Raw genomic sequence first — 25,543 nt, forward strand, 5'->3', positions numbered from 1 at the left:
TCCTTCTTTCGTTGACCCTACTCACGGCCAGCGAAGTCCGGATTCCTCAGTGCAAGGAGATTCCCATGAAGCGTTCTGTACTGTTCGGTCTATTCGTTACTGCCTCGATGATGGCGTCCACTTCGTTCGCCGATAGCAAACCGTCCAGCTTGTGCGATGCGAATTTGCAGACAATCGACAACTCCAAGGCCCAATACCAGACGTCACCGGATCTGAATGCGCGCGTCTCGGCGAGTGTCAGCAAAGCACAGGCTCTCAAGGCCCAAGGCAAAACAGACGAGTGCCTTGTTGAAACCCAGCAAACCCTTCTGGAAATCCAGAAGTCTACGGGTGACACCAAGAAATGATCACGGACCGACTGGGTCGGCCTCATCGACATGTTTTGGTGAACCAACCTTTTCATACCATGTGTAAAAAAAAACCGAATTCCTGAGCGCAGCTATAGTCGATTGATCAAGCCCCAAGCAAACGAGGCTTGTAGCGACCTCGGAATAGCCGCCAGACCGCCCGGCAGCACCGAGACCAACCGTTCTAGGAGATACCTATGAAGCATTCTGCAATTGCTGGATTGTTCATCGCCGGTGCCCTGCTAACGTCGCCGGTATTTGCGGCAGACAAAGACCTTTGTGCCGGGAATCTTCAAATTATCAAGGACTTCGAGACCAGCCAGCCGGCTCTTTCGGAAAATGCCGACGACAACATCAAAGCCGCCCGGGAGAAAGCCGAAATGGCTCAAAAAGCCGGGAATGACAAGGAATGCGTTGCGATCACTTCCAACGTAGTCACCAAAATACAAACTCGTAATCCTGAAAATAAATGACGTACCAGAAGGCCAACCTTCGGGTTGGCCTTGTCCGCCGATTGGCGTACACTGCGCAGGCTTGTTGCTCACCAAGATGTACAGAGCAATGAGTTCGGGGCCGTTTAGGATTCGACGCCGGTTGCGAAACTTTAGGTGCATGCCGAGTTGGTAACAGAACTCGTTAATCCACTGTTGCAACTTCTTATAGTTGCCAATGACGAAACCTACGGGGAATACGCTCTCGCTGCGTAAGCAGCCTTAGCCTTCCCTTCTGGTACCTTCGGGTCCAGCAATCATCAGGGGATGTCTGTAAACCCAAAATGATTGTCATATAGAACAGAATCGCCGTGCAGTACGTTGTGGACGAAGCGGCTAAAACTTACACAACTCGCCCAAAGCACCCTGCCCTTCGGGTCGCTGAGGGTTAACTTAATAGAAACGGCTACGCATGTAGTACCGACAGCGGAGTACTGGCGGACGGGGGTTCAAATCCCCCCGGCTCCACCAACTCAACGACAAAGCCCGCCCAGTGCGGGCTTTGTCGCATCTGGAGATCGGGATTTGATCGCCAGCTCGATTGGACGGGCGTGCCACCCCGGCTCTATGCTTCGGGATACCTAGGCAATAACCCAAGGAATCTCATGAACATCTGGCTCGGCGCCGCACTGGCGGCCCTACTTTCACTGTCTGCCCACGCCGCGACTACCGACATCTCGCCAAGAATCCAGCAGGTCACCTACAAAAGCGGCTATGGCAGTGTGCAGTTCAAGCAGTCGATCAAGGGCTATAAAACGGCTGAGTACAAACTCAACGCCAAGGCTGGGCAGATACTGACCGTGGACTTCAAGCCCACCAACACGTCTGCCTACTTCAACATCACCGCCAAAAACTCCGATTACGCCCTGTTCAACGGCTCAATGATGGGCAATCACTTTCTCGGCTCGCTGCCCGCCGATGGCGAGTACACGGTGCAGGTCTATCTGATGCGCAATGCTGCCCGGCGCAATGAAGTGGCCGATTACGCGATTTCACTGAGCCTCGCCAACGGCGACGCTGTGGATAACAACGCGGCATTCGACCAGAACCTGGAACTGCAGGACATCCACTTTCATGTAAAAGCGGATCAGGTCGATGGCAAATCCATCGTGCGTATCGAACCCAAGGGCCTGGAAATCGATAACACGGTGCAAACCCGTCCGCTCAACGGCAACATCGTCCGCGCCGAGATTGGCGACCTGAATAACGACGGCTCACCTGAGATCTACATTTTCACCCGTACGCCTGGACGCAGTATGCCGGGCGAACTGATCGCCTATTCCGCCAACAACAAAAAATCCCTGAGCGAAATCTATCTGCCGCCCATCAGCGAAAACCCGAAAATCGCCGATGGATATCAGGGTGAAGATTCATTTGCCGTAGTGGAGAACGCGCTGGTGCAGCGCTTCCCGGTTTACAACAGCGCCGACGCGGGTGCGGGCCGGACGGGGAAGATGCGGCAGGTTCAGTACAAGTTGGTGGCGGGTGAGGCAGGGTGGATTTTGCGTGAGGACAAGGTGACGGAGTATTGAGCCAGACGCTCTTTCCAGTCGACAAGAAAGAGCTCGCCGCAACGAGCGTTTCTAAACCCACAGCCCCCCGGCAGTTATCCATTCATTGGTCTCACTTCCTACATTTCACGTCCTAGGAAACTTCCCTCAACACGCGTCGACTTTCATGAACTGGTGCACCAATTTCCACGGCGCTACCCTCCACGCTTCGCTGCCATCCAGCGGGCGGTTTGCCAGGCCGCAGCCGCCGAGATCGTTCACTCCACGGAGCTACGTCATGAAAAAAATCACCCGACTTACGCTTGTCGGTCCGGTCCCGGCCGACGCGCAAACGCCCAGCCAGAAAACCCACGCCAGCGTCACAGGCTCAAACCAAAGAAAACCCCGCCGTACCGTGCCGCTCAAGCAAATGTTCAGCGTGCGCGAAGATGTCGACACGATGACCCTGCTCACGCATGCCAGTGATCTTCTCGAATCCCTCGCGCTCATCAGCGCAAACTTTGCCGATGAGTGCGACGGCTCCCAGCGCCATATTGCGGTGGCCATCAAGCAATTGAGCGCATTGGCCGAGATTGTGGTTTGCCGGGCACGAGATCAAGTTGTGCAGCAGGGATCGCCCGCTTCACCGCCACCTGAAGTGCGCCATTGATCGCTGAAGTAGGCGCAGACCGACCGCTGATCAGACCGGGTCAGGGCAGCTCATCGAGATGAATTTTTCTTCACTGCTGCGACTTAGCCAACGTTGTAAAGTCCGCTCGCTCATTCAAGAAACTACGGTTCGCCCGCGGCTCTCCCGCGGGCTTTTTTTTGCCTGTTGTCTGGCTGCCTTCAGTAAACCGACTCACCTCAGATACCCCCGCAACTTCCCGTGCAGGAGCAGGCAATTCACAACCCGTTTGTATTTTCGGGCGCCCCGGGCAATTCTGTCCTTTGACACCCCTGCCCGGAGCGACCGATGCCGTTGTTGACCCTGCCCTGCCAACGCCTGACGCTCGCCATCCTGGCCCCGGATCAGGCCGAACTGGAAAGCGATTTCTATCAACGCAACCAGCGCCACCTCGCGCCGTGGTCGCCTATTCGTACGACCGACTATTTTTCCACTGCACAGATTCGCCGCCGTCTCGAGATCCAGGCCAGCGCCTTCGAAGCCGGGTTGGCGATGCATTTCGCGCTGCTGAGCGCGGACGGCCAGCAGATGATCGGCGCCTGCAATTTCAGCGGCATCATTCGCGGGGCGTTTCAGGCGTGTTATCTGGGGTACCACATCGACGCAACTCAGCAAGGCCAGGGCCTGATGCAAGAAGCGCTGGAGACCGGTATCGGTTACATGTTCGAGACCCAGAACCTGCACCGAATCATGGCCAATTACATCCCCGGCAACGAGCGCAGTGCGCGTTTGTTGGAGCGACTGGGCTTCGAGCAGGAAGGCTACGCCAAGGCGTATCTGAACATTGCCGGACGTTGGCAGGATCATGTGCTGACTGCGCTGGTCAATCCGGGCTTCGAAGCACCGGATCAGCGCTGGTCACGGCGGCTGGGGTGAGATTCACAATTTGTTCAGCATTGGCGGCTTATGGTCGGGCGGCGCGCTGATTCGTCAGCGACTGAATCAGTGTGGCGAGGGAGCAAGCTCCCTCGCCATCGCTTATCCGTTGGTCAATTGAACGGCATTTCCAGACCTGACGGGGTTTGGGCGGGCAGACATTGTTCATGTTTCTGCAACACAGGTCTCTCCAACCGCGCCCGCCCATAAAACGCCAGCGCCGTCAGCAAACACGCGAACCAGACAAAGATTGCGGCCCAGAACGTGTGGGACATGTAGTGCCAGCCCTGCAGAACTCGCGTCGTGCCGTAGATGAAACCAAGCAACAACGAGCCCCACAACAGCGCGCTGGAAAAGCGCCATTGATACCGGCGCCCCACAAAGTACAGCGCCTGCATAGTGAAGCCGCCAGAGGCGTGCCCGCCCGGCCAGCAGCGGCCGCTACCGGCTTCATGGAACAGCTGAAAATTGCTGTACCACTCGATGTGGGCCATTTTGCCGCCGTACAACGTCGTCTCGATCGGGCAGTAAACGCTGGTGTGGGATTTGAGGAAATGGATTACGCCCGTGCAGACCGCAAACGCGACCACCACAAACAGAAAATCCCTACGGTGATCAGCGGCAAATCGCAACACGGGAGCGACTTTGCTGCGTTCCAGAAAGGCGCCAAGTCGCTGATGCTTCTGCGGATTGACCAGCGGCCAGACCACCGACAGCATGGCGCCGATCAGGGCAATTTCGGCGGTCCAGTTGGGGATGATCCGCGCCCATTTGTGGGTGATTTTTTCGAACAAGTGAATCTTGTCGAGCGGAAAGGTCTGGGTCAGCGGATCGAACAGAAGGTTGCTGAAGGCGATGTCGATGCGGGTCATGTCGAACAGTAAAAACACCAGCGCCGCGCAGGCCAGCGGGATGCCGAAGTTATAAGCGTAAAAACGAGCGTTCATCGGTTGGTCACCGTGCGCCAGTCGGAGGCTTCGATAAACCCGAGCATCTGTGGAGCCGCCGGGTTGGCAGCGGAAACGAACAACGAAGCGCCGTAACCGAGGGCGGAGCCCGCTACTTTCAGATCTTTTTCCAGTTGTTCCATGCATTCGCTGTGCGTCACCAGAATAAGGTTGCGACCGGCGATCTTGTGGGCAAGCGCATCGCGCAACATGCGACCCTTGCAGTTGATCAGCCAGTCGTCGCCAGTGGCGGCATGGTTGAACATGTAACCGGCGGTCTGCACGGTACGCATGGTCGGGCTGTTGTAGATATCGGCGTTAGTCAGGCCCAACTGCTCGAACTGCGCACCGACGCTAACAGCTGCAGTGCGCGAGCGGTCGGTGATGCCATCACGGCCACTCAGACACGGCGCTCTGGAGTGATCGCAGCGCTCGACGTGGCGCACCAGCACGATCATGTCGCCCTCTGCCCATCCCCGCGCCAACGCCTGCGCGCCGGCGATGTTGCCGTGGGCAAGATCCGGCACCGCAGCCGGTGCGAGCAGCCACAGGGTCAACGGAATCACCAGCACCGATGCCGCCAACACCACCCAGGTGTTCCGAAAACGGGCCAGACCACTCAGATCAAACGAGCGATTGACGCCAAACAGATTCAGTCTCAACTCCACAAAAGCCGCCTCGCTAGCATGCATCACTTGTCATTCGATGCGACAAAGCTACCGACGCCCGCGTGGGCAGCCAGTGAAACCCATGTGAAAAAAGTCTTGGGATAGCTTGTTACAAATTCTGTCAGACAAAAAACCTTTCAGCTCTCGCGTTTGCTGCCGATACAGACCTGCTAACACCCTTGCTGGCTCAAAAAACAACAATCTTCCAGCTTACCGACGATCAAGAAACACAAGTTTCTGGAGGATATTGTGATGAATAGCTGGTTCGGCAACATCAGCGTGAACATGAAACTGGGCCTGGGCTTCGGCCTTGTCCTGGCACTGACCTGCGTTTTGGCCCTGACCGGCTGGACCAGCCTGGGCGGCCTGATTGACCGCAGTAACTGGATGAGCGACATCACCCAGCTCAACTCCAGCCTGACCAAACTGCGAGTGGTGCGCCTGCAATACATGCTGACCAACGGCGACGAAACCGCCGCGCAGAATGTACAGACCACCCTCGACGGCTTCGCCGCGCAACAGCAAAAGCTCATCAGCAGCTTCAAGAGCCCGGAAAACGTCAAACTGCTCAAGGAGCAGGCGGCGACCATCGCCGAATACCAGACGTCCCTGAACAAAATGCGTAACGCTTATCGCACCGGCAACACCGCGCGCGACACCATGAGCGTCAACGCCGCGAGCGCGTACAACCTGATCGAGTCGATCGGTAAGCGCGTTCAGCAAATGGACATGAGCGAGCAGCGTTTCGAGCAGTTCCAGGCAATCAGTGCGGCCAAGGAAGCGTTCATCCTCGCCCGTTACGAAGTGCGCGGCTACACCGCCACCACCAACGCCGAAACCGAGCAGAAAGCCATCGGCCAAATCGACGTGGCGATCGCCAGCCTCAAACCTCTGAACGTGCATTTCGCCGATACTCAGCAAGATGCCCTGCGTCAGCTGGAAACAGCGTTGACCAATTATCGCAGCGCGTTGATGGCCTATAAAAACGCCAACAGCGAAGCCGTGCAGGCACGCAAGGAAATGACCGATCAGGGCGCCACCATCGTGACCCTGAGCGAGCAGCTGTATCAGATTCAGCTTGATCGTCGCGACACCGAAAGCGCTCAGGCGCGTACCTTCCAGTTGATCAGCACCCTGCTGGCCCTGCTGGTTGGCGTGATTGCCGCGGTCATCATCACCCGTCAGATCACCCGCCCACTGCGAGAAACCCTGGCCGTGGTCGAGCGCATCGCAAGCGGCGATCTGACCCAGAACGTCACCGTCACCCGCCGCGACGAACTCGGTGTGCTGCAACAAGGCATCGCGCGCATGGGCGTCACCCTGCGCGACTTGATCAGCGGCATCCGCGACGGCGTGACCCAGATCGCCAGTGCTGCCGAAGAGTTGTCGGCCGTTACCGAGCAGACCAGTGCCGGTGTAAACAGCCAGAAGATCGAAACCGATCAAGTCGCCACCGCCATGCACGAAATGACTGCCACCGTGCAGGAAGTCGCGCGCAACGCCGAAGAGGCTTCGCAAGCAGCCGCTGCAGCTGACGGCGAAGCACGTGAAGGCGACAAGGTCGTGAACGAGGCCATCACACAGATTGAGCGTCTGGCCAGCGAAGTGGCGCGTTCCACTGAAGCCATGAGCGTGCTGCAACAGGAAAGCGACAAGATTGGCAGCGTCATGGACGTGATCAAAGCCGTCGCCGAACAGACCAACCTGCTGGCGCTCAACGCCGCGATTGAAGCGGCACGTGCCGGTGAAGCCGGTCGTGGTTTCGCCGTGGTCGCCGACGAAGTCCGTGGCCTGGCCCAGCGCACGCAGAAATCCACCGAAGAAATCGAAGGCCTGGTCGCCGGTTTGCAGAACGGCACCCAGCAGGTCTCGACAGTGATGAACAACAGCCGCGCCCTGACCGACAGCAGCGTCGCCCTGACCCGCAAGGCCGGTGCATCGCTGGAAAACATCACCCGCACGGTGTCGAACATCCAGTCGATGAACCAGCAGATCGCCGCCGCTGCCGAACAGCAAAGCGCCGTGGCCGAAGAGATCAGCCGCAGCATCATCAACGTTCGCGACGTGTCTGAGCAGACCGCCGCGGCGAGTGATGAAACCGCCAAGTCCAGCGTTGAACTGGCACGGTTGGGTGGTCAGCTGCAGCAGATGGTGAGCCACTTCCGCGTTTGATCCTGATTTCGCGCTGATGCCAAAAACCAATCGCGGGCAAGCCCGCTCCCACAGGGTTCTGAGTCGTTCACAGATGTTGTGTTCGACTCAGAACGTGTGGGAGCGGGCTTGCCCGCGATTGCGTTAGAACAGACACCTCAGAATTTCCCCGCCTTATGTAGGAGCTGCCGAAGGCTGCGATCTTTTGATCCTGGTTTTAAAAACAAGATCAAAAGATCGCAGCCTTCGGCAGCTCCTACAGGGGATGTTGTGTGGCGCTTTATCGGGTGCCGCGTTGGCGCAATGCCGACGGCATGAAGTACGCGTCCTCAGGCGCAGGTTGGGCGAAGTCCACGGTTTCCGATTCTTCGTTGTCGAGGTTCTGCACGTAGTAACGGCGTGCCTGCAAGTCGTGGAAAACGTCGAGCGCGCTCCAGGTGGTGGGCAGGTCGTAGAAGTTTTTCAGGTAGGCCATCGACACGCGCCACAACTCCCCTCGCCCGTCGTATTGATCGACCAGCGCAGCCCCCCAACTGTCCTCATCCAGAAACAGCACGCGCTTGGAATAGATGTGCCGCGAACCGGGTTTGAGGTTGCCTTCCACCACCCACACGCGGTGCAGCTCATAGCGGGTGAATTGCGGGTTGAGGTGGCCCGGGGTAAGCAGTTGCGCGTACTTCACGTCGGGGCTGGCGACTTTGTAGTTGTTGTAGGGGATGTAGATTTCCTGCTTGCCCTTGAGCTTCCAGTCGTAGCGATCCGGCGAACCGTTGAACAGGTCGGTGTCGTCGGCAGTGCGCAGGCCATCGGATGAGGCGATCGGCGTGTCGTACGCAAGGTTCGGCGCGCGGCGCACGCGACGTTGGCCGGCGTCGTAGATCCAGGCCTGGCGCGCATCCTTGAGCTGGTCGAGGGTTTCGTGCACCAGTGCTGCACCGCCCGCCAGCCGTGCCGGACTTTTCACAAATGCCACGTAGTAGAAGAGGATGTTTTTCAGGTCGGCGAACTGTCCACCGGGACGGTAATAGTTGAACAGCGCTTCCTGCTGCGAGGTCACCAGCGCGAAGCTGCCGTTGCGCTGGACCGGCGCCTCGGAGGCACGGCGTACGACGTAGATGCCGCGATAACGGGTGATGTGATTCCACAGCACTTCGACGCCATCCTTGGGCACCGGGAACGGCACGCCGCCATAGGCATCGGAGAACCCGCTGCCACCTTCGAGCAGCTTGGCCGAGGTCGCATTTTTCAGGGTGTTGTCGTACAGCCATTGCGGCGCCGAACCTGATCGACGCGAAGGATAGACCGGCATCTGGAAGGTGTCGGGGTAGCTGTTGAAAAGCGCAATCTGGCCCGGGCTGAGATGGGATTTGTACTGATCGAGATTGGCTTTGGTTATGGTGAACAACGGTTTGTCCGCTGCAAACGGATCGGGGTGATGCTGGCCCGGTTTGTAGCCTGCCGGGGCCTGGGTGATGCCGCCGGTCCAGGCCGGGATAGTGCCCGCTGCGTTGCCGGCGCGCTCGGCGCCGAGTGGAGTCAGGGTGGTTTTCAGTTGTTCGGCTTGCTGGGGGGTGATGGCGGCCAGTGCAGTGCCGGCGGCCAAACTTAGCCACAACGCGAGTGATGTTTTTGTCAGCCTTGAAGTGTGAAACATGATCTTCTCCAGAATGCAGAAAGCTGTGGGAGCTGGCTTGCCAGCGATAGCGGTGGGTCAGCCACCATTGATGTCGAATGTGCTGCCGTCATCGCGGGCAAGCCCGCTCCCACAGGGAAAATGAGTGCCCCAGAAACTGCGTCTGAAACTCAAAGGAAATACTTGAGGTTGAACCCGACGTTGTCGCGATCGCGAATGCCGTTGTTCTGCCCGCCGCCGTAGAACTCGGTGTACTGCAACTCGGCCTCGAGCTTGTTCTGGTAGTTGGCCTTGATCCCCAGCGTGTAGGCCTTGCGACCTTCGATGGTGTTGCCGGCCTGATAGCTGTTGCCCTTGAAGTCGTCCTTGTAGACGACGTACGGCGAGACGTTGACCCCGGCGTAGACGTCGTTCCACGTGCCGTTGAGCATCGCCGTGTAGCTGTAGGAATCGCGGTTGACCTGATCGTCACGCTCACCGCCGGACACATAGGAATAGTTACCGGTGCCGGCGTAATAACGATTGCTGCCGTCGAAAGCGGTGTATTGCAGGTTGCTGCCGCGCAAATGCTCGGAGGCCAGTTCGAAGATGCCGAACAACGAGTCGAACGACCCGGTCGGACCGAAGTTGTAGATGGTGCCAAGCGAGGTATTGAACGCTTCAACGCGCTCGGCGTTGTTGATCTGGCTGTCGAGGGTGACCATTTGCCCGCCGACATTGATCGACTGGCCCGTTACCGCCGCAGCCGCACCGTTGGCCAGATCGCCGATCAGGTCGTTGGTGGCCGCAACGCCGATGGGCAGGTTCGGCCGATAGGCCACTTCACCGAACACCGAGGCCTCGCTCAACGTGGTGTTGAAGCTGAAACCGTACATGCGGATGTCTTCGGCATAGCGCCGATGCGCCTGGATGTTGCCCATCACATCCGCCGTGGCCAGACCATCGGCGAGTGCCCCGGCCTGACTGCCGGCGACACCGGCCAACAGGTTGGTCAGGGCGTTCATGTCGATGCCGTTGTACCCACCCAGATCCGCCGCAATGGTCGGCTCCTTGGCGTGGTAATTAACCAGGTACAGGCCAAACTCAGTGCTGTTGAGCTGTTCGGCGATGTAGCGAAAGGCAAAACCAAACTGGCCGTCGTTGCGCGCGTTGTAGTCCTTGCCGACGGACGCCACTTTGAGCGTATTGCCGTATGCCGGGGTCACGCCGTTGGCGTACAGCCCGGTGGATTGCAGGACCGGGCCGAGCAAAGGGTTGTTGCCCAATGCGCTGTACAGACCGATGACATTGCCGAATCCTGGCACGGGTGTGTCGAGAGCGGTGCCGCTGAAATCGTTGTAGCCGGTGTTGCCACCGTCGGCGAACAGATCGGTTTGCGAGTAGAACGTGCCGACCGGATCGATGCGGGTTTCCTTCCAGTTGGTCTGGTAGAAACTCTCCAGGGTCAGGCTGTCAGTCAGGCCGATGTTGAAGCTCAGCGCCTCCACCGGCACCAGCACTTCCTTGACCTCGGCGCCGGGCAAACGGTACTTGGCCGCGTCCACCGGATTGGTGGTGTTGATGCCGCCGCGATAGAAAATCCCCTCGCCCCAGTTGAACACCTGACGGCCGACGCGCGCCGTCACCGGCATCTGCGCGACGTCCCAACTGCCGTGGACGTAAGCGTCGAGCATCTCGATCCGGGTGCCGGCGATGTCGCGGGTCTGGCTGGTGAAGCGGTCGTCCTGCGGGTAGCTCTGGCTCGGTTGTGACGGATTGTTGTTGCGGTAGTAATCGTTGCGTTTATCCATCAGTTGGGTGTCGTAGAACGCGGTGCCGCGCACGAACAGGCCGTAGTTCTGATAGTTGGCCTCAAGCTCCGAGGTGATTTTGTACACCTCGGAAACCAGCCCGGTGTCGAAGTTGCGATTGCCGTCGTTGGTATTGACGTCATCGTTGGTTTTGTCGCGCCCCTGCACCCGCCACAAGCGACCATAAGACAAGGTCGTGTCAAACGAACCGGTGACCTGTTTATCCAGCACACTGAACTCGGCGGCCTGCACCCCGTCGATCGCGCAGAGTTGCAGCAGCCCTGCCAGGCCGACACCGGGTAGCACCGCACCAGACAGGCGCAATCGAGTGTTGATCATCTCTTCCTCCTTCCCTGTTTTTTTATTGTTTTTGGTCCTGCCGCGATGGCTAGGGCGCTAGTCCCGCACTGACATAAATCCGGCTGTGCGCGCCGAAATGGCCGAGCAGTCTGAACAGCTGTTGATTGAGTGCCGGATGATCGAAATCTTCCCGGCGCAACTGATTGCCGCTGCTGAAATCATTGGTGACCGGCGCCGTCTCCAGCCACTGACCGATGGCTTCATCGAACGCGGCGGAGTCATCAACAGACTCGGCGCTGACCACCTCGCGCAGGTAGTCCACGGAGTACGGTGGATACTGTTTGTCCTGGGAAAAATCGGTGTAAGCGTCGAGCATCGGATGCGCTTGCCCGGCGCGCAGCAAGCGTCGCAGCCAGGTCGTCTGGTATTTCTCGACCTCCATATGCCGCGTCGCAACACGCTCGATTGACGCCTGTTTGTCGCCCGCAAAACCGGCCAGCGCCTTACCTTCCAGCAGCAGAAGGCTGGCAAGATCGACGCCGGGCAACGGCTTGGCGTGATACGGCTGGGTCAGGTCCTGGACGTGGTGCAGGCCCCAGCCGAGAAAGCGATAGCCCCAATAGGGATGGCCGCTGGCAAACGCCAGTCGCGCCAGGCCCATGTATTGATACGCGCGCCAGTGCGGCCAACTGCGCTCAAGAAAACCGGCAGCGGCATACACCACCGGGCTCTCGTGGAAGAACCCCATGTGGAAAGGAGCCTGGGAACTGTACTGAAACCGCGCATCGCCAAAAGGCTGCGGGCCGAAGCCGTATACCGCGCCGACTTCGCCCGGGTTGTCGCTGAACAGATTGATGTCGTGACCGTAATCCGGTTCGTCGGCAGCGCTGGCCAGCACCGCAAGCGGCGCGACTTTTTCGCCGTCAGCGACAACGATGAAGCGCTGGCGATTCCATGGCGAGAGCGTCTGCTCGACCATGACTTGCCCGGCGCCGAGGTGTTCGCGTTCGGGCAGATCCTTGCCCGGCAAAGGCTGGATCACCATCGCCAGATGTATCTGTGGATTGATGCGCAGCGCGGTGAGGAAATCGTGGCGCAGGTTGTCCCCCGGCACAGCGGGCAATTGCAGATTGTCGGGGCGCGGAGGGTATTGGGCGAAGTGCTCGCGGGCGAAGCGTTCCTGTTGCTCGAGCAGCGCAACCACGGCCGGATATTGCTGCGCGAGAAACTGCTCCAGCGGCTCGACTTCGACCTGCGGCGCATCCCGCAGCGCGGGCAAATCCTGCAACGACAGGTAGCTGCCCACCGTATGGTTCGACCAGCCCCAAGCGCTCGGGGCCGTTGCAAAAAGCAGCAACAGGAGGAATGTCAGCTTCATTGCTTGTGATTCTTATTGGAGATGCCGTGGGGGATGAGCCTAACAACCGACCCCGCCGCTGACACTGTCCAATCTCACCAGAAAAGGTCTCCGATAGCGCCATATGAGCGTCGTCGCAATTTGCCCCTCTCCCCTGTAGGAGCTGCCGAAGGCTGCGATCTTCTGATCTTGTTTTTTAAGATCAACATCAAAAGATCGCAGCCTTCGGCAGCTCCTACAGGGGGGGTTGCGGTGTTTTTTCAGGCGGGGTAACCGGTGATTTTCCGAATGCTTTGGTACAGCGGTTTGAGCTGGCGATACATGCGCAGGTAGACCTCTTTGTACAATTGCTCGTAGATTTTTTGCGCCTCCGGTTGCGGCATAAACACCGCGCCCACCCGGGTCATCGCCGCAATTGCCGTGGGGAAATCCGCATGCAGTCCCAACCCCACCGCGCAGCAAATCGCCGCGCCCAGGCCGGACGCTTCGTACACATGCGGACGCTCGGCGGGCAGGCCAAAAATGTTCGCCGTCAGCTGCATCGCCGCATCGCTTTGCGAACCGCCGCCAGCAACACGCAGCCGTTTGACCGATACCTTCGAACGCCGCTCGATATTCTCCAGGCCCTGGCGCAAGGCATACGCCAGCCCTTCCAGAATCGCCCGGTAAATGTGCGCGCGGGTGTGCACATCGCCGAAGCCGATCATCGCGCCTTTCGCTTCCACGCCCGGCTCGCGAATGCCTGGCGACCAGTAGGGTTGCAGCATCAACCCCATCGATCCCGGTGGCACCGCATCCACCAATGCATCGAACAATTGCTCGGGCTCGATGCCCTGCTCCTTCGCCTGCTGCATCTCGCGCAAACCGAACTCGTTCTTGAACCAGCTGACCATCCAGTAACCGCGATAAATCATCACCTCGCAGTTGAATTGATCCGGCACCGCCGACGGATAAGGCGGGATCAGCGGGACGATTTCCAGATAGCGCGAGCGGGTGCTGGTGATCGTCGCCGTGGTGCCGTAGGACAGGCACACCGTGCTCTCATCGACCACGCCGGAACCGACCACCTCGCAAGCCTTGTCGGCCCCCGCCGCAATCAGCGGCAGCCCTTCGGGAATTCCGGTATGGCGGCTGGCTTGCGCGGTGATGTAGCCGAGGGTTTCACCGGGTTTGTGCAGGGTCGGCAGTTGCTCGGGGCGCACGGCCAGGGCCTGCCATTTCCAGTCACTCGGCGCGGCCCACTTCAGGCGTTTGAAGTCGAACGGCAAGTAGCCGACGCAACACCCCACCGAATCGACAAAACGCCCGCACAAGCGATGGGTGAGAAACCCCGAGAGCAGCAAAAACTTGTCGGTCGCCGCCCACACTTCGGGCTGATGGCGAGCGATCCAGTTGGCCTCGGCCTGGGCGCGAAAATGGTCCACGGTGGCCTGCGCGCCGACCAGTTTGAACAGCCAGCCCCACGGCCCTTTTATTCCACCTTCGACCTCACTCTGGCGTTGATCGAGCCACAGGATCGCCGGGCGCAACGGTTTACCTTCGGCATCGACATTGATCACGGTGCCGCGCTGTGTGGTCAGGGAAACGCCGGCAATCTCTGAGCGATCAATGCCGGTTTGTGCCCATACTTGCTGGCAGGCCTCGCCGAGTTTCGCCCAGTAATATTCCGGGTCCTGCTCGGCCCAGCCCGGCTGTGTCGAGTAATAGGCCTGCAACTCGACTTTGCCCTTACCGAGCAAATTACCCTGCAGATCGAAGAGCAGCGCGCGCACGCTTTGGGTGCCGTTGTCGATAGCCAACAGGTAGCGCTTGTTCGGGTGGTTATCCATGGAGCTCTCTTCAAGGGGCATCAAGGCGTGGCATCCGGCAAACCGTGATGGCGTTGCCACAACGCCTGATAACGCTGTAACTCATGCTGCCAGTATTCGTCGCTCCAACCCAATCGCGGCTGACAGAGCTGGCGGATGGCGGCGAAATAATCTTCGCCACCGCGTGGCAGCAACAGGCCCAATCGGGTGCGGCGCAGCAGCAGGTCATCCAGGTGCAGGACCATTTCTGCTTCGCAGGCGAAGACCAGTTCAGCCCACAAGGTGTCGGTGTTGCCGACCGTGTCGTGGCCCAGTTCCGTGAGCAATTGCGCCAGCCTTGGCAGGTCCCGGCCATGCCGCCCGGCCAGACGCCGCCACTGCTGCGCGCCCAGTCCGGGGATCGCCAGCGGCGGCACGGCGGCGAATACCGGCGCGGCGTCATCATCAAACGGCCGATCAAGCATCGCCGCGCAAGCCTTGAGTACTTCGATGGCTTGCGGGCGAAACGTCGTCAGTTTGCCGCCGGCCAGGGTCACGCAACCCGGCTCCTGCCACAGCACGTGCTCACGGGTTTCGTTAGAGGGTTTGTCTTGATTCGCCCCCGCGCCACCGACCACCGGACGCACGCCCGACCAGGTCGACAGCACATCGGCTGCGATCACTTCTGCGCCGGGGAACTGTTGCGTGCAAGCCGCCAGCAAGTAGTCGAGTTCTTCAGCACTGATGCTCGCGCTTTGATCCAGATTTTCGTGATGATCCAAATCCGTGGTGCCGACCACTGTCGCGCCCTCCCACGGAAAAACGAACACCGGTCGCCGATCACGCTCGTGCAAAAAGGTGAACGCCTGCGCCACCGGCAGACGCCAGCCCGGCAACAACAAATGACTGCCGCGCAAGGGGCGCAACTGCCGTGGTGCCTCGGCTGGTCGTAGGCGTTCAGCCCAGGCGCCGGTGGCCACGGCCAGCACGCCGCAGCGCAATTGCAGGGACGCGCCAGCCTCGCGGTCCTCAACCTGAACCCCGCGCACGTGCCCGTCCTCACGCAGCAAATGCTCAACGCGCACACCGTTTAGCACCACCGCGCCGTCGGCCCGCGCCTCGCTCAACACACGCATCACCAGCCGCGCATCATCGGTCAGCGCATCGACAAAACAGGTGCCGCCGAGCAGTTCGGTTTCCTTCACCCCCGGCGCCAGATATCGCAGTTGCTGCGCGTCATGAAAACGATGGCTGCGCCGCCCGGCCAGAGCGTCGTACACCGAAAGCAAACCACCCAAAACCCGTGGCCCGGGAAAGCCGCCGCGATAGTGCGGCATCATGAAACTCATCGGCTCGACCAGCCCCGGCGCTTCGTCGAGCAGGCGCTGACGTTCGCGCACCGAATCGCGGGTCAACCGCCATTGCCCCTTGGCGATGTAACGCAAACCGCCATGGACCATTTTCGACGACCGGCTGGACGTGCCCCAGGCAAAATCGCGCTGCTCCAACAGCAGGCAGCGCCAGCCACGGCGCGCGGCTTCACGCAGGATTCCGGCGCCGCTGATGCCGCCACCGATGACGATCAGATCCCAGGTTTCATCGGCCAGCGTCGGCAAAACCTGCTGGCGCCACGCGGCGTTCCAGTGCGCAGTCATGGTCGTCACTCCGGCAACAGCGTGCCGGGGTTGAGGCGCCCGGCCGGATCGAAGTGCCGGCTCAGCGCCTGCAAGGTGTCCATCGCCAGCGCACCTTTCTCGCGCAGCAGGTACGGCGCATGATCCTTGCCCACGCCGTGCTGGTGACTGATGGTGCCGTGGTTGTCGACGATGGTCTGGCTGGCCGCGTGCTTGAGCGCCTGCCAGCGCGCCAGCGTCGCGGGGTAATCCGCCGCCGGGCGAAACACGTAGGTGGTGTAGATGCTCGAACCCTCGCCGTAGACGTGGGACAGGTGAGTGAACACATGCACCCGCTCGCCCTCAGCGGCCAAGGCATCGCGCAGGCTGTTTTCGATGAGGGTGAGCAGGTTGTCGACGTTGCTCCAGTCGGTGGCGGTTTCGAGGGTGTCGACCACATAACCGGCGTTCCACAGGTTCTCGCGCAGGTAAGGAAAACGGAAGCGATTCTGTGCCCATTTCTTGCCGAGCAAGGTGCCGGTGAATACGCCGCCAAAAGCTTTGAGATGCTGCCGCGCTTGCCTGAGCGACAGCGCATTTTGCCGACGATTGCCGGTCACGCCGAAGGTCAGCAGGCACTTGCCCTCGCCTGCTCCACGCAAGCTCAGGTACTTTTCCAGCCAGGCGATCTGCTGCGGATGGCCGGCCAACGCCAGTTGCGTTTCGGTCTCCACCGCGTTGGACAGGCGCAACATTGACAGCGGCACCCGCGCCTGAGCCAATTGGCGGATGGCTTGCAGCGCCTTGCTCCAACTCGGCAGGAATACGCCGTAGAAACGTTCATCGGCGGGCAGTGCGCTGACCCGCACCTTGACCTCGGAAATGATCCCGAAACGCCCCTCGCAGCCCAGCACTACTTCACGCAGATCGGGGCCGGCGGCCGAGGCCGGGAACGTGGGGATTTGCAGAGGGCCGGCGAACGTTTCCAGCGTGCCCCCGGCGAACAATTGCTCGATCCGCCCATAACGCAGCGATTGCTGGCCGCTGGAACGGCTGGCAACCCAACCGCCCAACGTCGACAGCTCCCACGACTGCGGAAAATGCCCCAACGTGTAACCCCGCGCCCGCAACTGACTTTCCACCTGCGGACCACTGGCACCGGGGCCGAAAGTCGCCAACAAGCTGTGTTCATCAAGGTCGATCAGACGATTCATCCGCGCCAGCGACACCGTCACCACCGGCCGCGCGGAATCCGGCGGATTGATGTGCCCGGCCACCGACGTGCCGCCGCCGTAAGGAATCAGGCACAGGTCTTGTTCATGGGCGAGCCCCAGCAATTGGCGAATCTGCTCGGCTGTCTCGGGGAATGCCACCGCATCGGGATAATGGCCCAATGTGCCTTCGCGTAACGCCAGCCAATCCGGCAGGCTCTGGCCGCGAGCGTGCAATAACCGGTCATGAGCATCGACGCTGTACAACGTGTGAGCCCGCAACCGCGATTCAGGCACGCGGGCCAGCGCCGTTTCCAGCGTCGCATCGGGCAGCGCTCGACCGTCGCCCAACCGTTCGGCGAGAAAACTCGCGCCCTGGGCCGGCAGTTCGACCACCGTGGTTGCATCTCCCCAGCCGTTCCAGCGTCGCATGCGTGTGTCCTTTTTCGGTTCTTATCAGCGATATTTCAGGCGTCCATACTAGTCGGCGGCCAAAAAGTGTCACGGTCGCATCCGGCCAGTTCGTGTAGCCAATTGAGTCAAACGTCGCGCAAGCGTCAGCCATTTACTTTAGCCGTGGTTTCAAATTACCTTTCAGGCATTCATCCGCTCATGCACGCTTTGATCAAGGGAATACGATCATGCAATCGCTCGGCTTCACCTCCGTTCCGCCGCTGCTCAAGTACCTGCGCCATGCCGAGCAACTGGGCATGGCCATCGAGCCTGCGTTGGCGGCGGCCGGATTGCAGGCGCAGCAGCTGAGCGACAACACCCTGCGCTTGCCGGGTGAGGCGCATGAAAAGTTGCTCGATTATTTCTGCGAGCACTCGGGCGATCCGCTGTTCGGGCTCAACGCCGCGAATTTTGTGCTGCCCAATTCATGGAGTGTGCTCGGTTACATCACCATGAACTGCGCGACCCTGGGCGATGCGATGAGCCGCATCATGCCGTTCGAGAAGCTGGTAGGCGACATGGGCGTCAGCCGCGCCGAGGTGCAGGATGGCCAAGTACACCTGATCTGGACCTGCCGTTATCAGCGCCCACGGATTCGTCGGCATCTGGTGGAAAACGTCCTCGGTTCGTGGCTGCAATATGCGCGCTGGATCGCTGATACGCAGATGTCGCCAGCGGCAGTCTGGCTGGAACATTCGTGTCCTGACGAGGTGACGCTGGCGCAGTACGAAGCGTTTTTCGATTGCCCGGTGCTGTTCGATCAGCCGTATTCGGCGTTGATTGTGCCGCCGGCGTATTTGCAGTTGCCGCTGCGTCAGGCCGATGCGCAATTGCTGCGCACGCTGGAAGAGCATGCGATGGGTTTGATGGCGACACTGGAGGATGCGTCGCTTGCGCAACAGGTGAAGAGCATTTTGCGTCAGTTGCTCAAGGAGGGCCTGCCGCGCAAGGAGCAGGTGGCCGAGCATCTTGCTGTGTCGGTGCGTACGTTGCAGCGGCAGTTGCATCAGGCGGGCACGTCTTATCAGCAAATTCTGGATGATCTGCGGCAGGAGTTGGCTGAGCACTATCTGTTGAACAGCACGTTGCCGATTCAGGACATTGCGCAGTATTTGGGGTTTACCGAACCGAGGTCGTTTCATCGCACATTCAAGAGCCGGCGGGGGATGCCGCCCGGGGAGTTTCGGCAGACGCATCGGGGGTGATTGCGCGGGCCTCATCGCTGGCAAGCCAGCTCCCACAGGTTTCTCGGTGAACCACAAATTCTGTGTACGACTCGGTTACAGTGGGAGCTGGCTATCACAGGTTTCTCAGTGAACCACAAACTCCGTGTACGACTCGGTCACTGTGGGAGCTGGCTTGCCAGCGATGGCGTCAGTGGCCGCACCAAAAACCCGACAGGCAAATCCCCAATTTCCGATCGCAATAAACATCTTTTAGCGCAGACGTTTAAAGACACTCAGCGTTACGCGAAACCACCCACAAATCCTTGCGCCGCGGCCTACGCCTAAGCCAGAATCCGCCGGCTTGTGCGCCCTGGCTTTGCTGCGTAACTTGGATCCGTCACTGATTTCCAGTGATCGGGTTTAGTAGCCCTAGGTAACTCGGCTGGTCGTACATTCATCACAGGTGCTTTCGTACCTGAGCTTCATGGTGGCTGTACGTAGGGCGCTTCGGCGCGCCGGCTTAAGCTGAGTTCCCCGGTCTACTAACCTGCGTACAGCTGCCACCCTTTCGTTTAGTAGCAAAAGGGTTGCCGCTCAACAACGGGAACACAGCTATGTTCAAAATCACGCCAAATCCGCCGGTCACCGACCCGGCCTCGCCCTACGAATCCCCTGATTCAAAGAAATTCCACGAAGCCGCCGAGCGCGCCCTCGACCACTACCTCGGCCCGCCAACCGCCGAGATCATGGCCGCGCCTTACAAACCCAACGCGCTGTACATGGCCAGCCCCGAGTCCGATAACGAATCCCTGCTGGCAGATGCCAGTGAAACGCTCGGCTCGGCCACCGTCATGCTTAACAACCACGTAGCAATGGTGGAAGGCACCCACCGCAAAACCCTGCAAGGCATCGCGCAAGTGGTGATGCTGGCAGAGCTGGCGGTTAACCGGGTGCTGGACAGATTAGTGCCGACTGAGTAGCGAAAAAGCCCGCTGGCAGACCGTAGTGGTTGGGCAGCGGGCTTTTTGGTTAGCTTGCGATTTTTTACCCTCACCCCAGCCCTCTCCCGGGGGAGAGGGGGCCGACCGAGGGATGCTGGCGAGTTACGCCGACCTGCAAACACCGCTGTGAATCCATAATCGCTGCAAGTCTTTCAGGTCGATGTACAGCGCATGACACCTCGGTCAGTCCCCTCTCCCTCTGGGAGAGGGTTAGGCGGGCGGCGTTCCGATGAGGGGCTTCCAGGCTCAAACACTAATCGCATTGGTAAACACCAACCGATTCCCAAACGGATCGGCAATGGTCATGTCCTGACTGCCCCACGGCGTCGCCTGAATCTGCGGATGCGAGAACTTGTATTCCTTGGCCACTAATTGCTGCTGAAACGCCTCAAGCTCATCGGTCTCGATGCGCAACGCCGAACCCGGCGAGGCATCGCCATGATGCTCGGATAAATGCAGCACGCATTCGCCACGCGACACCTGCAGATATAACGGGAAGTTCGCTTCGAAACGATGCTGCCAGTCGATCTTGAAACCGAGGAAGTCGACGTAGAACTCTACGGCTTTGGCTTCATCGAAAATCCGCAGGATCGGGGTGGTTTTGCCGAAGCTCATGGGTTGCTCCCTGACTGGTTGGCCCAAGAGTGTAGCCGGGCTGGATGTCAGCACTTCGGCTTGTTGATGGTTTTCTTTAGTCGCAATTTGCCACTACTGTGACGCACTGCGCGAAACATCAACTAAAGCCGTCGCGCAAATCGCCCTGGCGCGCAAGAAACCGCCCTTCCCTTCGACCATTTGCCTGACCATCGCTGTAACTCAAAACACCGTTGATCCACACCCCGTCAATCCCCTGCGCCGCCCGTTGCGGATCATGGAAATCCGCAACATCGCGCACGGTCGCCGGATCGAACATCACCAGATCCGCCCAGTTTCCTTCACGAATCTCGCCTCTTTCCTTCAAGCCAAACCGCGCCGCCGACAGACCGGTCATCTTGTGCACCGCCGTGTGCAGCGGAAACAGTCCGACGTCACGACTGAAATGTCCAAGTACCCGTGGGAAAGCGCCCCACAGGCGTGGATGCGGGAACGGATCTTCCGGCAGTCCGTCAGAGCCCACCATCGACAGCGGATGCGCGAGGATTCTTCGTACATCCGCCTCGTCCATGCCGTAGTACACCGCGCCCGCCGGTTGCAGGCGTTTGGCGGCGTCGAGCAGCGGCACGTTCCATTCGGCGGCGATATCGATCAGGTCGCGGCCACTGACTTGCGGGTGCGGCGTCGACCAGGTGATGGTGATGCGGTGGGCGTCGGTGACTTGTTTCAGATCCAGCGTCGAGGAACTCGCCGCATACGGATAGCAATCGCAGCCGACCGGATGGGTTTTCGCTGCCTCTTCCAGCGACGCGAGCAACTGCGGACTGCGCCCCCAGTTGCCGACACCGGCACACTTGAGGTGGGAAATGATCACTGGCGATTTGGCGTGGCGCCCGATCTGAAACGCCTCATCCATCGCCTCCAGCACCGGGGCAAATTCGCTGCGTAGATGAGTGGTGTACACCGCGCCAAATGCCGTCAGTTCTTCGGTCAGTTGCATGACTTCATCGGTGGAAGCGTTATAGGCGCTGGCGTAGGCCAGACCTGTGGATAATCCAAGTGCGCCAGCCTCAAGACTTTCGCGCAACTGCTCGCGCATCGCGGTGATTTCGGCAGGGGTTGCGGTGCGAAACAGGTCGTCGAGGTGATTGCTGCGCAGCGCCGTGTGACCGACCAACGCGGCAACGTTCAACGTGGTGTTGGCCGCTTCGACCGCCGCGCGGTAATCGCTGAACCGTGGATAAACAAACGCCGCTGCGCTGCCGAGCAGGTTCATCGGGTCCGGCGGATTGCCTTTCAAACTGACCGGCGAAGCGCTGATCCCGCAGTTGCCGACAATCACCGTGGTCACGCCTTGACTGAGTTTTGGCAGCATCTCTGGCTGACGGATGACCACGGTGTCGTCGTGGGTGTGCACGTCGATAAAACCCGGCGCCAGCACGCGGCCGGCAGCGTCGATTGCTTCGGTGGCCTGGGCATCGCGCAGGTCGCCGATGCGCTCGATTCGACCGTTGAGAATCGCCACGTCAGCGCTATAACCGGGTGTGTTGCTGCCATCGATGATCAGGGCGTTGCGAATCAGGGTGTCGTACAGCATGTCAGTCTCCCAGCGGCAGGTGATCGTCGCCGCCACGGTATTCGTCGAGAGCGAGTTTGATGCGCCGCAGACGTTCTTGATTGTCTTCAGGACTGGCCAGCGCCAGCTCGGTCGCGAGCACGTCGATGGCAAGCAACATGCCGTAACGCGCCGCCGTCGGTTTGTAGATGAACGATGTTTCTGCGCCTTGCAGCGGCAGGACGATGTCGGCCAGTTCCGCCAGCGGCGAGTCGGCACGAGTGATAGCGAGGATGCGCGCGCCGTAGTTGCGCGCCAGTTCGACGGTCTCCAGCAATTCCGGGGTGATGCCGGTCAGCGAGCAGACGATGACTACCTGTTCGGCGTTGAGGCTGGCGGCGGTGACGCGCATCATCACCGCGTCATGGCAGACCGCAATCGGATAGCCGAGCCGTACCAGGCGCACCTGCAATTCATCGCTGCACAGGGTCGAGCAGCCGCCCATGCCGAAGGCGTGGATCATCCGCGCCTGGCCGAGCAGTTTTACCGCATCAGCGAAACGCGACTCATCGAACCCGGCCAAGTGCTGACGCAACGTTGTCTCGATGTCGCCGACAATCTGCCCGTAAAACGCCGACTGTTCAGGCGTGCCCGCCGGGTCGAGAAAACGACTGCCCACGCCGCTGGCCTGGGCCAGTTGCAGGCGCAGATCACGCAGGTCGCGGCAACCGACGGTACGGGCAAATCGCGACAGCGTGGCGGTGCTGACTTCCGCTCGTTGCGCCAGCTCTTCGAGGCTGGCGGAGGCGGCAAAGCCGACGTCGTCGAGCATCAAACGGGCGATGCGGCCCTCGCCGGCGCTGAAGGAATCCTGACGGGCGCGGATCTGGTAGAGGATGTCCATGGCGGCGGGCTCCGGTTACAGCAGGTAAGAAAGGCCGACGGTCAGACCGAAAGCGACCAGCGAGATCAACGTCTCAAGCACGGTCCAGGTCTTGAACGTCTGCGCGACCGTCATGTTGAAGTATTCCTTGATCAACCAGAAGCCGCCGTCGTTGACGTGGGAAAAGATAACCGACCCGGCCCCGGTCGCCAGCACCAACAGTTCGGGGTGTGGATATCCCAGACCAATGGCCACAGGCGCGACCACACCGGACGCGGTGGTCATCGCCACAGTCGCCGAACCGGTAGCGATACGCATCAGAGCGGCAAATAGCCAACCCATGAGCAGCGGCGACAGATGAAATTCGTGAGCGAGACCGACGATCTGATCGGTCACGCCGGCGTCGACCAGTATCCGGTTCAAACCACCGCCCGCCCCTACCAGCAAGGTGATGCTGGCGGTTGGTGCCAGGCATTCATTGGTGAATTTGAGGATCGATTCGCGGTTGAAACCCTGGGCAATCCCAAGCGTCCAGAAGCTCAGCAACGTCGCCAGCAACAGCGCAATCACCGAGTTGCCGATGAACAACAGGAACTGATTGAAACCGCTGCCCGGCGTCGAAATCAGGTTGGCCCAACCGCCGATCAGCATCAGCACCACCGGCAACAGAATGGTCGCCATGGTGATGCCGAAGCTCGGCAGTTTGTCGCGTGGTTCGCGGTCGAGGAATTGTTTTTCCAGCGGGTTATCCGCCGGCAACTGAATGCGCGGCACAATGAATTTGGCGTACAGCGGGCCGGCGATGATCGCCGTAGGAATACCGATCGCGATTGCATACAACAAGGTCTGCCCGACCGACGCCTGATACGCCTGCACCGCCAGCATTGCCGCCGGGTGCGGCGGCACCAATGCATGCACCACCGAGAGGCCGGCAACCATGGGCAAACCAACCATCAGGATCGAGACACCCACCCGTCGCGCCACGGTAAACGCAATCGGCACCAGCAACACAAAACCGACTTCGAAGAACAGCGGCAGCCCGACCAGAAACGCGATGCAGACCATCGCCCAGTGCGCGTTCTTCTCGCCGAACTTATCGATCAACGTGCGCGCCATCTGATCCGCGCCACCAGACTCGGCCATCATCTTGCCGAGCATCGTCCCCAGCGCCACCACCAGCGCAATGTGCCCGAGCGTCTTGCCGACCCCGGCCTCATACGCACCCACCACACCCGACGGCGGCATGCCCGCCACCAGTGCCAGACCAATGGAAATCAGCGTGATGACAATGAACGGATTGAGCCGATAACGGGCGATCAACACGATCAAAGCGATGATGGCCACGGCGGCATACACCAGCAGCCAATAGCCGAAAGAAGGCGTCATGCGGTACTCCTCGAAAGGGTCACGTTCGAATAGGTCGTGAAACTCATAAATCATTTCGAGATCGAGATTTCAAACCGCATGAAAGTAATTTTCGCGGAGAGGCAAAAGGTGTCGCGGATGGATATGTCTTGTCGTGATTAATGAAAATTGGGGGCGGGATTTTCATGGCTTTGCGGCAAACACAAAACCCTGTGAGAGCTGGCTTGCCAGCGATGACGGCTGCACATTCAACATCGATGCTGGCCGGCCGCTATCGCTGGCAAGCCAGCTCCCACAGGTTTAAGGGGTATTCTGAAAATTGAGGCAAGCGCTATACTCGCCTGACGTTCTCTATCGAGCCCTCGCCATGACAACTGCGCGCCGCACCAGAAAAAAGCTGACTGCCGAAACGTTGATCCGCGCGATCGCCAGCTCGACAGCCATAGAGACCGGTCAAAGTGTCGAGACAATCGAGCGCAAGCTCAAAGTCAGATCCAGCAAGTTTCTGCACCTTTCCCTGGCCAAATAGCCTTTTATCTCAAGTCCACAACGCCTGCCGCACCCAATACTCCATGGGTTCGTAGTTGCAGTTCAGCCCCTGATTGATTGCTGCAAAATAAGCCTCCCTGTTTCGTTCCCAACTGCTGTAGTCAAGCGGCACGTAGCCCGCCTGCACGGCCATGACATCCGCCAATAATCGCGAGAGGCGCCCATTACCTTCGCGAAAAGGATGAATCAGGATGAACTCCACGTGCGTTACAGCGATGGCCCGAATCAGATTTTCATCCAGATCAGGTCTACACGGTGTGTATTTGGTAAGACAGTCCTTTTCAAATCCATCGAGCAATCGAGCGATCTGCGGCGCAGCGGCGAAGAAGAAGCCATCCTTGCCCAAATTTACCGCGCGGATATCGCCAGCCCATGGATAGATATTGCCCAGCCAGTGTCGATGCCAATCTTTCAAATCCTGGACAGTTATTGGCCGATCAGGCAAATGCTCTATGAGTACAGATTGGTAAAGCTTTTCTAGCAGAATAAGTTCTGCATCATCCATGTCTTCAGGATCGGTAATTCCCAGCTTATTGCTCAGCACTTGCTCATTCGAACCGGCCTGAAAGCTGCTCTGAGCCCCTTCTGCGTCTTAACGATTAATCATCCCTGTACCTGCTGAACTGCA

20 protein-coding genes, 1 other RNA gene and 3 pseudogenes are annotated in these 25,543 nt (G+C 59.6%); 11 read left to right on the forward strand and 13 right to left on the reverse strand.

Translation table 11 applies throughout. From position 1 onward, the window contains the following. Positions 1–65 precede the first annotated feature (65 nt). From H8B20_RS23870 to rimJ, 6 genes are all read left to right on the forward strand, one after another. Positions 66–347, forward strand: a complete 282-nt coding sequence (locus tag H8B20_RS23870) for a hypothetical protein (RefSeq protein ID WP_047299691.1) — start codon at positions 66–68, stop codon at positions 345–347. Between the two features lie 197 nt (positions 348–544). Further along, entirely contained in the window at positions 545–820 is a 276-nt protein-coding gene (locus tag H8B20_RS23875) for a hypothetical protein (RefSeq protein WP_210624802.1), read from the forward strand. Between the two features lie 96 nt (positions 821–916). Then, positions 917–1,309: a transfer-messenger RNA gene (ssrA, locus tag H8B20_RS23880) on the forward strand. A gap of 134 nt (positions 1,310–1,443) precedes the next feature. Next, a complete protein-coding gene (locus H8B20_RS23885; RefSeq protein WP_210624803.1) occupies positions 1,444–2,370 on the forward strand; it encodes a hypothetical protein in 927 nt (308 codons plus the stop codon). Between the two features lie 256 nt (positions 2,371–2,626). Continuing rightward, positions 2,627–2,998, forward strand: coding sequence for a DUF6124 family protein (locus tag H8B20_RS23890; RefSeq protein ID WP_200611413.1), 372 nt, complete (start codon positions 2,627–2,629; stop codon positions 2,996–2,998). A 306-nt stretch (positions 2,999–3,304) separates the two neighbouring features. Further along, positions 3,305–3,892 carry a ribosomal protein S5-alanine N-acetyltransferase gene (gene rimJ, locus H8B20_RS23895; RefSeq protein ID WP_210624804.1) on the forward strand — a complete coding sequence of 196 codons (588 nt, stop codon included), beginning with the start codon at positions 3,305–3,307 and terminating at the stop codon, positions 3,890–3,892. A 113-nt stretch (positions 3,893–4,005) separates the two neighbouring features. Here rimJ and H8B20_RS23900 read toward each other — a convergent pair whose 3' ends face one another. Together H8B20_RS23900 and pmrG are read right to left on the reverse strand one after the other, a co-directional pair. After that, on the reverse strand, positions 4,006–4,839 hold the full coding sequence (locus H8B20_RS23900) for a phosphatase PAP2 family protein (RefSeq protein WP_210624805.1): 834 nt from the start codon (positions 4,837–4,839) through the stop codon (positions 4,006–4,008). After that, positions 4,836–5,507, reverse strand: coding sequence for a lipopolysaccharide core heptose(II)-phosphate phosphatase PmrG (gene pmrG, locus H8B20_RS23905; RefSeq protein WP_210624806.1), 672 nt, complete (start codon positions 5,505–5,507; stop codon positions 4,836–4,838). Before pmrG ends, H8B20_RS23900 begins: the two co-directional genes overlap by 4 nt. A gap of 285 nt (positions 5,508–5,792) precedes the next feature. Here pmrG and H8B20_RS28405 point away from each other — a divergent pair. From H8B20_RS28405 to H8B20_RS28415, 3 pseudogenes are all read left to right on the forward strand, one after another. Continuing rightward, positions 5,793–6,557, forward strand: a pseudogene (locus tag H8B20_RS28405) (methyl-accepting chemotaxis protein); the annotation flags it as partial. 105 nt (positions 6,558–6,662) lie between these two features. Beyond that, positions 6,663–6,821 (forward strand): annotated as a pseudogene (locus H8B20_RS28410) (HAMP domain-containing protein); the annotation flags it as partial. A gap of 261 nt (positions 6,822–7,082) precedes the next feature. Continuing rightward, positions 7,083–7,679: pseudogene (locus H8B20_RS28415) on the forward strand (methyl-accepting chemotaxis protein); the annotation flags it as partial. A gap of 259 nt (positions 7,680–7,938) precedes the next feature. Here the strand turns inward: H8B20_RS28415 and H8B20_RS23915 are convergent. The 6 genes from H8B20_RS23915 to H8B20_RS23940 form a co-directional block, all read right to left on the reverse strand. Further along, on the reverse strand, positions 7,939–9,312 hold the full coding sequence (locus tag H8B20_RS23915) for a DUF1329 domain-containing protein (RefSeq protein WP_210624808.1): 1,374 nt from the start codon (positions 9,310–9,312) through the stop codon (positions 7,939–7,941). A gap of 149 nt (positions 9,313–9,461) precedes the next feature. Beyond that, positions 9,462–11,420: a DUF1302 domain-containing protein gene (locus H8B20_RS23920; protein WP_210624809.1), complete on the reverse strand. Its 1,959-nt coding sequence runs from the start codon at positions 11,418–11,420 to the stop codon at positions 9,462–9,464. Between the two features lie 49 nt (positions 11,421–11,469). Beyond that, the gene (locus H8B20_RS23925; RefSeq protein ID WP_210624810.1) at positions 11,470–12,759 is read right to left on the reverse strand and encodes a phospholipase C/P1 nuclease family protein; all 1,290 of its coding nucleotides are present in this window, start codon (positions 12,757–12,759) and stop codon (positions 11,470–11,472) included. Between the two features lie 239 nt (positions 12,760–12,998). Beyond that, positions 12,999–14,567, reverse strand: coding sequence for an FGGY-family carbohydrate kinase (locus tag H8B20_RS23930; RefSeq protein WP_210624811.1), 1,569 nt, complete (start codon positions 14,565–14,567; stop codon positions 12,999–13,001). A 20-nt stretch (positions 14,568–14,587) separates the two neighbouring features. Continuing rightward, positions 14,588–16,180: a glycerol-3-phosphate dehydrogenase/oxidase gene (locus H8B20_RS23935; RefSeq protein WP_210624812.1), complete on the reverse strand. Its 1,593-nt coding sequence runs from the start codon at positions 16,178–16,180 to the stop codon at positions 14,588–14,590. Between the two features lie 5 nt (positions 16,181–16,185). Next, a complete protein-coding gene (locus H8B20_RS23940) occupies positions 16,186–17,781 on the reverse strand; it encodes an FAD-binding oxidoreductase (RefSeq protein ID WP_210624813.1) in 1,596 nt (531 codons plus the stop codon). 209 nt (positions 17,782–17,990) lie between these two features. Here H8B20_RS23940 and gliR point away from each other — a divergent pair, with 209 nt between their 5' ends. Together gliR and H8B20_RS23950 are read left to right on the forward strand one after the other, a co-directional pair. Next, on the forward strand, positions 17,991–19,007 hold the full coding sequence (gene gliR, locus H8B20_RS23945; RefSeq protein WP_042557556.1) for an AraC family transcriptional regulator GliR: 1,017 nt from the start codon (positions 17,991–17,993) through the stop codon (positions 19,005–19,007). A 575-nt stretch (positions 19,008–19,582) separates the two neighbouring features. Continuing rightward, positions 19,583–19,948: a DUF6124 family protein gene (locus H8B20_RS23950; protein WP_115148397.1), complete on the forward strand. Its 366-nt coding sequence runs from the start codon at positions 19,583–19,585 to the stop codon at positions 19,946–19,948. Positions 19,949–20,215: 267 nt separating this feature from the next. Here the strand turns inward: H8B20_RS23950 and H8B20_RS23955 are convergent, their stop codons facing one another. The 5 genes from H8B20_RS23955 to H8B20_RS23975 all read right to left on the reverse strand — a co-directional run bounded on the left by H8B20_RS23955 (position 20,216) and on the right by H8B20_RS23975 (position 25,459). Beyond that, complete coding sequence (locus tag H8B20_RS23955; RefSeq protein WP_042557554.1) at positions 20,216–20,584, reverse strand: glyoxalase superfamily protein; 369 nt, start codon at positions 20,582–20,584, stop codon at positions 20,216–20,218. A 118-nt stretch (positions 20,585–20,702) separates the two neighbouring features. Further along, positions 20,703–22,160, reverse strand: a complete 1,458-nt coding sequence (locus tag H8B20_RS23960; RefSeq protein ID WP_210624814.1) for an N-acyl-D-amino-acid deacylase family protein — start codon at positions 22,158–22,160, stop codon at positions 20,703–20,705. 1 nt (position 22,161) lies between these two features. After that, positions 22,162–23,022, reverse strand: coding sequence for a MurR/RpiR family transcriptional regulator (locus tag H8B20_RS23965; RefSeq protein WP_047299666.1), 861 nt, complete (start codon positions 23,020–23,022; stop codon positions 22,162–22,164). A 15-nt stretch (positions 23,023–23,037) separates the two neighbouring features. Further along, the gene (locus tag H8B20_RS23970) at positions 23,038–24,387 is read right to left on the reverse strand and encodes a GntP family permease (protein ID WP_115148412.1); all 1,350 of its coding nucleotides are present in this window, start codon (positions 24,385–24,387) and stop codon (positions 23,038–23,040) included. A 517-nt stretch (positions 24,388–24,904) separates the two neighbouring features. Next, positions 24,905–25,459 (reverse strand): Fic/DOC family protein, encoded by a 555-nt coding sequence (locus H8B20_RS23975; protein ID WP_342345721.1) that lies wholly within the window; start codon positions 25,457–25,459, stop codon positions 24,905–24,907. Positions 25,460–25,543: the final 84 nt, after the last annotated feature.

It is taken from the genome of Pseudomonas sp. P42 (assembly GCF_017973755.1).
In the GTDB taxonomy this organism is placed as follows: Bacteria; Pseudomonadota; Gammaproteobacteria; order Pseudomonadales; family Pseudomonadaceae; genus Aquipseudomonas; species Aquipseudomonas iridis.